The 7,054-nt window shown below is 41.5% G+C and carries 4 protein-coding genes and 1 rRNA gene; 4 read left to right on the forward strand and 1 reads right to left on the reverse strand.

Annotation, left to right across the window (positions count from 1 at the left end; genetic code table 11):
* A partial coding sequence (locus tag ACTIE6_RS14050; protein WP_439557243.1) for an Ig-like domain-containing domain occupies window positions 1–1,220 on the forward strand: 1,220 nt, incomplete at its 5' end.
* Between the two features lie 442 nt (window positions 1,221–1,662).
* On the forward strand, window positions 1,663–3,477 hold the full coding sequence (locus tag ACTIE6_RS14055) for a tetratricopeptide repeat protein (RefSeq protein WP_439557244.1): 1,815 nt from the start codon (window positions 1,663–1,665) through the stop codon (window positions 3,475–3,477).
* 126 nt (window positions 3,478–3,603) lie between these two features.
* Here the strand turns inward: ACTIE6_RS14055 and thrC are convergent, their stop codons facing one another.
* Window positions 3,604–4,914 carry a threonine synthase gene (gene thrC / locus ACTIE6_RS14060; RefSeq protein WP_439557245.1) on the reverse strand — a complete coding sequence of 437 codons (1,311 nt, stop codon included), beginning with the start codon at window positions 4,912–4,914 and terminating at the stop codon, window positions 3,604–3,606.
* A gap of 189 nt (window positions 4,915–5,103) precedes the next feature.
* Here thrC and pruA point away from each other — a divergent pair, with 189 nt between their 5' ends.
* The gene (gene pruA, locus ACTIE6_RS14065; RefSeq protein WP_439557246.1) at window positions 5,104–6,732 is read left to right on the forward strand and encodes an L-glutamate gamma-semialdehyde dehydrogenase; all 1,629 of its coding nucleotides are present in this window, start codon (window positions 5,104–5,106) and stop codon (window positions 6,730–6,732) included.
* 249 nt (window positions 6,733–6,981) lie between these two features.
* Window positions 6,982–7,054: ribosomal RNA gene (locus ACTIE6_RS14070) — 16S ribosomal RNA — on the forward strand; the annotation flags it as partial.

The following is a 7,054-nucleotide window of genomic DNA, read 5'->3' on the forward strand; positions in this document are numbered from 1 at the left end:
GCTCTTCGCTCGACTCCGGTAGGGTATATGGGGTAGTAAAGGATATTCAGACCAACAAGCCCATTTTTGATGCTTTGGTAGGACTCTATAACATTAGTGACACACTCGATATAGCGAAACAAAAACCCTATTATTTCTCAAGAACAGATAGCAGCGGCGTATTCTCCATCGAAAATATTCAAACAAAAACTTTCAAGCTGGCAGCAATTGATGATAAGAACAGGAACATGCTGTACAATGCAAGAGACGAACGAACGGGATTCCTGAACGAGAATGTGACCGCCGGCGTGGATTCCATATCCTACAATATTTCCATGTATTTGTCGGATAACACACCCTTGAAGATCCAGAGGACTACACCGCGCGTCAATAATTATGCAGTCATTTTCAGCAAACCGATTGAGAAAGTCAACGTGACTTTTATGAATAAGGATACCCTTCCGTATTTGCTCGAACAAGGTACTTCGCTCAAATTTTTCAATGTTCAACCACATCCTGACTCCACATTAGTAAAGCTTGTCGCTACGGATTCACTTGGCACAACTACGGAATTTGAACAAAAAATTGCGTTTCAGCAGCCAAGAGGGAAGGAGCGCCAGAAAGATCCATTCTCTTTAACAACCCTTCCGGAATCGAACAAACCTCTTGAAAATACATTCACATACCGATTGATCTTAAACAAGCCGGTTCAATACCTGGACGATAAAAAGATCACATTGATCACAGACAGCCTGTCTCACGAGCCGCTCAGCTCATTTAAATGGGAATGGAATGCCAATCATAATATCGTACTTATCAATGCAAAATCCTTTGCCAAAGACTCCATCAAATGGGACATACCCAAAGGCTCCGTAATCAGCGTAGAAGGTGATACACTCGCCAGAATGTTCATCAAACACCCCGTTCTTAACGCGGAGGATTTTGGTATAATCAGGGGCAGAGTGATCAATGCTGATCCTGCGAGCAATTATATCGTTGAACTCGTGGATGAGCAATTCAAGCTGATCAGCCGCATTCAAAATACAACCTACAATTTTCAGAATATACCACAGGGAAAGTACTTCCTGAGGGTTATTGCAGACAAAAACAAAAATCAAAAATGGGATACGGGCGAAATGGCCAAAGGCCGGCAACCGGAAGCGATCTATTATCTGCCTGATAAGGTCATGCTAAAGGCCAATTTTGAGCTCAATGACATCAACATTGTCATTCCTAAATGAAAATTCCCGAAAAGTTATCCCTAGAGTGTGGATAACTATGTGAATAAGCCCCGAATTTTGTTGGTAAGAGGTGTGATTTTGTGGATAAGTCTGTTAATAAGTCCGAAAAAGCGTTGATAAATATCCGGCGTCCTACCTTCAGTGGATAAAATATAAGCTAACCTTGAGTTAACAGCCTGTTGATACACAGTTGAGAATGTGGATTAATCAAAACAGGTCACGAGAATCAGTTGTCCACACTATATTCTTCCCAGAATAATGTTTACATTGTCATTCAGCATATTAGATGTTGACTTCTCCCTAAAGTTATCCTCATTCTTCACTTAAGTTATTAACAAATTGTGGATAACTATGTGGATCTTAAGTGGACAAACGTTTTATCTACATATCCACAGCGCTAGAGAACAATAGTAATTAAAAACAAAAAGTCTTTTTTTCTATTATGAGAAAGGTATGCGAGTTGCTGATAATAGTTTTAATTATTGCGGCGGGGGCGGGAGCGGCGCGGGCCCAGAGCGAAAAGGAAATGGCCGAGGAATACTTCAAAAACGGAGATTGCGCGAAAGCATTAACCTATTACAACAATCTTCTCAAAACTAACTTCGAGAAATCCTCTCTTAAGAATTACACCAGTTGTATTATTAAAACAAAAGACTGGTCTGCTGCTGAACAGTTCTATAAGAAGCAGATCAAAGCCGACGCTGCCAATGCAAGCTGGTATTACTTGTACTGGGGATTGCTGCTGGAAGCACAGGGAAAGCCGCAGGAAGCCGCGAAAAAGAATGAGCAGGCGGTAGTATCATCAGGTGCAAAAGTCGAGCTCAAACGTGATTTGGCTGAGGAGTTCCGTAACATCAGTCAGCCTGAATGGGCCAAGAACATTCTCCTGGAAGCCAGGGAATCTATCAAGCGAAATGATATTTTCCAATTGGAATTGGCGAGTGTATACCGGGACCTCAATCAGCCCGAGAAGATGATAGATGAACTGTTGTCTTACGGAATGCGGTACCAGAATACGGAGGTCGTACAGAATATGCTTCAGGATTTTACAAAGGATGAGAAGGAGCAGGCTTTATTAGAGAAAGTACTGTATGATAAAATTCAGAAGTTCCCTAATGAAGGTTTTTACAATGAGCTGCTGATTTGGTACCAGATCCAGAAAAAGGATTTTTACAAAGCGTTTATCCAGGAAAGAGCTTTGGACAGGCGGTTCAAGCACAACGGGGCCAGACTATATAACCTTGGAATGCTCGCATTACAGAACCTGGATTACCAGAATGCAGGTACCATTTTTGATCATTTGGTAAAAGAATATCCCAAAGGTCAGCTCTATCCGGTGTCGCGGAGAATGGCCATTTTTGCCAGGGAAGAGCAGGTGAAAAATACTTATCCGATTAAGCGCGGAGAGGTTCAGAAGTTGCTAGGTCAATACCAGGAGTTGGTTGATGAGCTTGGTGTTAATGTACGTACGATAGAGGCCCTCAGAAACATGGCAATCCTCTATGCTTTCTACATGGATGATTTTAAAAAAGCTACCGAGACACTTCAGATTGCAATAGAGGCAGGTAAGCAGGAGAAGAATTTCGTAGACAAATGCAAGCTTGACCTGGGTGACATCTATTTACTTCAGGGAGAACCTTGGGAGGCTACATTGGTATACTCACAGGTTGAAAAATCACAAAAAGATGATCTGCTCGGGTATGAAGCAAAATTGAGGAATGCCAAGCTGCATTATTTCAAAGGAGAATTTGAATTGGCAAAAGCGGTGCTGGACATTTTGAAAAAGGCTACGTCGAGGGAAATTGCAAATGATGCAAATAACTTATCTCTCCTTATCATGGACAACACAGGTCTGGATAGTACCGAAACTGCAATGAGACGTTATTCGGCCGTGGAGCTTCAACTATTTCAAAATAAAAAATACGAAGCGATAGATTCTCTGAAGAGTTTGTACCAGCAATATCAAACCCACAGTTTAACTGATGAGATTGTTTGGCTCACTGCTAAAACTTACATGAAGCTTGACAGTAATCAGCAAGCGCTGGAAAGTCTCAAATTATTGTATTCCAAATTTGGCCACGACATTTATGGAGATGATGCATTGTTTGCGATGGCGAAGCTCTATCAGGAAAAGTTGAATGACAAAGAACAATCGATGAAGCTCTATCAGGAGTTGATGGAAAAGTATCCCGGTAGCATCTTTGTTGCGGAGTCGAGAAAACGATTCAGGATCTTGCGTGGTGATGTGATTAACTAAGAATTGGTGAAAAATGTAAAAGCGGTAAAAAGTATGTGCTTTTTACCGCTTTTACATTTACCTATATCAGAGTCAGACCCGATCAACTTTCATCTATTAAAATGTCGGGCGGTACAAAATGCGGGTTTACAGCCCTAACTCATTTAATAAGAAGTTTTTAAACTCTTCAAAGGCCGGTTCCATTTTGAAAGCCACTTTTTCAATATGGAGCAAAGATTCGAGTCGGGCAGGGATTTCAGTGCTTTTTCCCAAGGTTTGTTCCACAAGGTCGATAAACTTGGCTGGATGAGCAGTTGAAAGAAAAACTCCGGTGAAGTCAGCACCGGACTCCTTACGATATTTCTGCAAGCCCAGGTAAGCAACTGCAGTATGGGGGCACATCACGTAGTTTGTATTTTCAAAAACCTCCCGCATTGCCTGCCGCGTTTCTTCATCGGTGAAGAAAGCACCATAAATTCTTTCTGTTACGGACTTCCAGTCATCACCGAAAAATCTTTGTAACCGTACAAAGTTGCTGGGGTTGCCGACATCCATTGCATTTGAAATTGTTTCAATAGAAGGATGCGGTTCGTATACTCCGGAGGTCAGATACCTGGGCACTGCATTGTTCAGGTTAGTAGACGCCACGAAATGTTCAACAGGAAGTCCCATTCTAAATGCAAGGACTCCTGCACTCAAATTTCCAAAGTTGCCGCTGGGTACAGAAAAAACAATCGGCTTGCCTAACTTTTTCAACTGAGCATAAGCTGAGAAGAAATAAAATGACTGCGGGATCAAACGTGCAATGTTGATCGAGTTAGCTGATGCAAGATTGTAATGCTGCCGAAGTTCAGGGTCCAGGAAAGCTTCTTTTACCAGTTTCTGGCAATCATCGAAAGTACCATTAACCTCAATAGCAGTAACATTGTGGCCGAGGGTAGTTAATTGTTTTTCTTGTATCTCACTCACTTTACCGCTTGGATACAAGATTGTGACACTGATACCAGGTACTTTATAAAAACCTTGTGCAACAGCTCCTCCGGTATCTCCTGATGTAGCAACCAGAATTTTGATTTCTTTCTCTGATTTGAGAAGGAAATGCGACATTACCGCAGCCATAAACCTGGCACCAAAGTCTTTAAACGCCATCGAGGGCCCATGAAATAGTTCCAAAACATAGTCCTCAGGCGCAATCCCGACCACTGGAGACTCGAAATCGTACGCGTGTTCAATAATGTTTTCTAGCTCACTTCTGGTAATTTCGCCTTCAAACAGGGTAGTCGCAACTTCAACAGCAATTTCTTTGAAAGAACGATTTTCTATATCTGCCAGAAAATCCTCAGATATTTTGGGAATATATTCCGGCATATAAAGTCCGTTATCTGGCGGCAAGCTGTTAAAAATTGCTTCTTCCAGAGAGGCTTTCAAATCTGCATTTTTGGTGCTGTGAAATATCATTTTAGTAAAATCTGTTTCTTCGTTAAGGACAGCAAATTTAGTTAAAATACCTGCGCTAAGCGATTGCAGAATCTGATATCAGGAAACTGATTGCACAGTCATGAATGTTATTGATACCAGACCTTCCGTTTAGTTTTTGTAAATCGTCTTTCAATATATTTTCATTTAACAATCTACAGACTAACTCATATGTCGATAGGTATTTTCAATGTTCCGGCAGCTAAAAATGAGCCGGTTAAGAATTATGCGCCGGGGAGCCCGGAAAGAGCATTATTGAAAAAAGCGCTTGAAGAAGCCAGATCAAAAGTGATCGAGATTCCACAATATATTGGTTCGGAGGAAATTTTTTCAGGTAATAAAAGGAAAATAGTACCTCCCCACGATCATCAGCATTTACTGGGTTACTATCATGAAGGGAATGCAGATGACGTTGATAAAGCGATAAAAACAGCATTAGAAGCCCGGTACGAATGGGCTTCATTAAACTGGGAGCAGCGTGCCGCTATTTTCCTGAAAGCAGCCGACTTGATAGCTGGTCCATACAGGGCGGAAATCAACGCGGCAACAATGCTTGGACAGTCAAAAAATGCTTATCAGGCTGAAATAGACTCTGCATGTGAGATCATTGACTTTCTGAGACTTAACGTGAATTTCATGCGTGATATTTATGAAGAGCAGCCTATCTCCTCCGATGGTGTCTGGAACCGCATGGAGTATCGACCTTTGGAGGGATTTGTGTTTGCAATTACGCCTTTTAATTTCACGGCCATTGCTGGAAATTTACCTGCTGCACCTGCATTAATGGGAAATGTAGTGTTATGGAAGCCTGCATTTACCCAGGTTTACTCTGCAAACGTGCTCATGAAAGTCTTCAAAGAGGCAGGTCTTCCTGATGGAGTTATCAATATGATCCTGGTGGACGGACCTGTTGCCGGGGATATAATTTTCAAACATCCTGATTTTTCCGGAATTCATTTTACAGGAAGTACAAAGGTTTTTCAGACTATATGGAAGACAATAGGGGAAAATATTGGGGTATATAAAACCTTTCCGAGAATTGTTGGTGAAACCGGCGGAAAGGATTTTGTGCTTGTCCACAAGTCAGCTGATCCGAAAGCATTGGCTACAGCTTTAATAAGAGGAGCATTTGAATATCAGGGGCAAAAGTGTTCAGCTGCATCACGTGCTTACATTCCTGCTAATCTGTGGGACGATGTTAAGGCTTTCATGCTGAAAGATCTTTCTGAACTCAAAATGGGCGGTGTTGAAGACTTTGGCAACTTTGTTAATGCGGTAATTGATGAGAGATCATTTGATAAAATTGCTTCTTATATAGATGGAGTGAAAGAAAGTGATGATGCTGAAATTATCGCCGGAGGAACGTTTGACAAATCTCAGGGCTATTTTGTACACCCGACTATTATCCGTGCATTCAAACCTGATTATATCACGATGTGCGAAGAGATTTTTGGTCCTGTGTTGACAGTATATATATATGAAGAAAATGACTTTGCAGAAATCATCAAGGTTATTGATCAGACATCACCATATGCTTTGACCGGGGCGGTATTTTCCAAAGACCGGTATGCTATCCAATATGCAACCGAGAAGCTGGTCAATTCTGCTGGAAACTTTTACATCAATGATAAGCCAACAGGCGCAGTTGTGGGGCAACAGCCATTTGGGGGCGCGCGCGCATCTGGGACAAATGATAAGGCTGGCTCAGTTCTTAACTTGCTTCGGTGGGTTTCACCCAGAGCAATAAAGGAAACCTTGATTTCACCTACTGATTACAAATATCCCTTCCTGATAAGCTAAGAATTGTATGTAGCTCAGTAAAAATTTTCTTAAATGAAGAATTTCAGAGAAATAGAAGTTTTTTTCTAGCTGAGTATTGCAACCGAAAATTCTTTTTCTACCTTTGCAATCCCAATCGCAAACAGAGCAAGAGAAAAGAAGTAAAGAAAGCGTGGTTGGTACTGTTCTTTGACATGATGAGATAAACCAAAGGAGTAAGAAAAACTCGTTTGAATAGAATTAAGTTACTATTAGTAGCAAGCAAAATTTACAATGGAGAGTTTGATCCTGGCTCAGGATGAACGCTAGCGGCAGGCTTAATACATGCAAGGCGAAGGGGCAG

Origin of the sequence: Dyadobacter sp. (genome assembly GCF_051859145.1) — a bacterium.
GTDB lineage: Bacteria > Bacteroidota > Bacteroidia > Cytophagales > Spirosomataceae > Dyadobacter.

Coding starts and splice junctions, on each gene's coding strand:
- ACTIE6_RS14055 (WP_439557244.1), top strand. CDS start 1,663: ATGAGAAAGGTATGCGAGTTGCTGATAATAGTTTTAATTATTGCGGCG.
- thrC (WP_439557245.1), bottom strand. CDS start 4,914: ATGATATTTCACAGCACCAAAAATGCAGATTTGAAAGCCTCTCTGGAA.
- pruA (WP_439557246.1), top strand. CDS start 5,104: ATGTCGATAGGTATTTTCAATGTTCCGGCAGCTAAAAATGAGCCGGTT.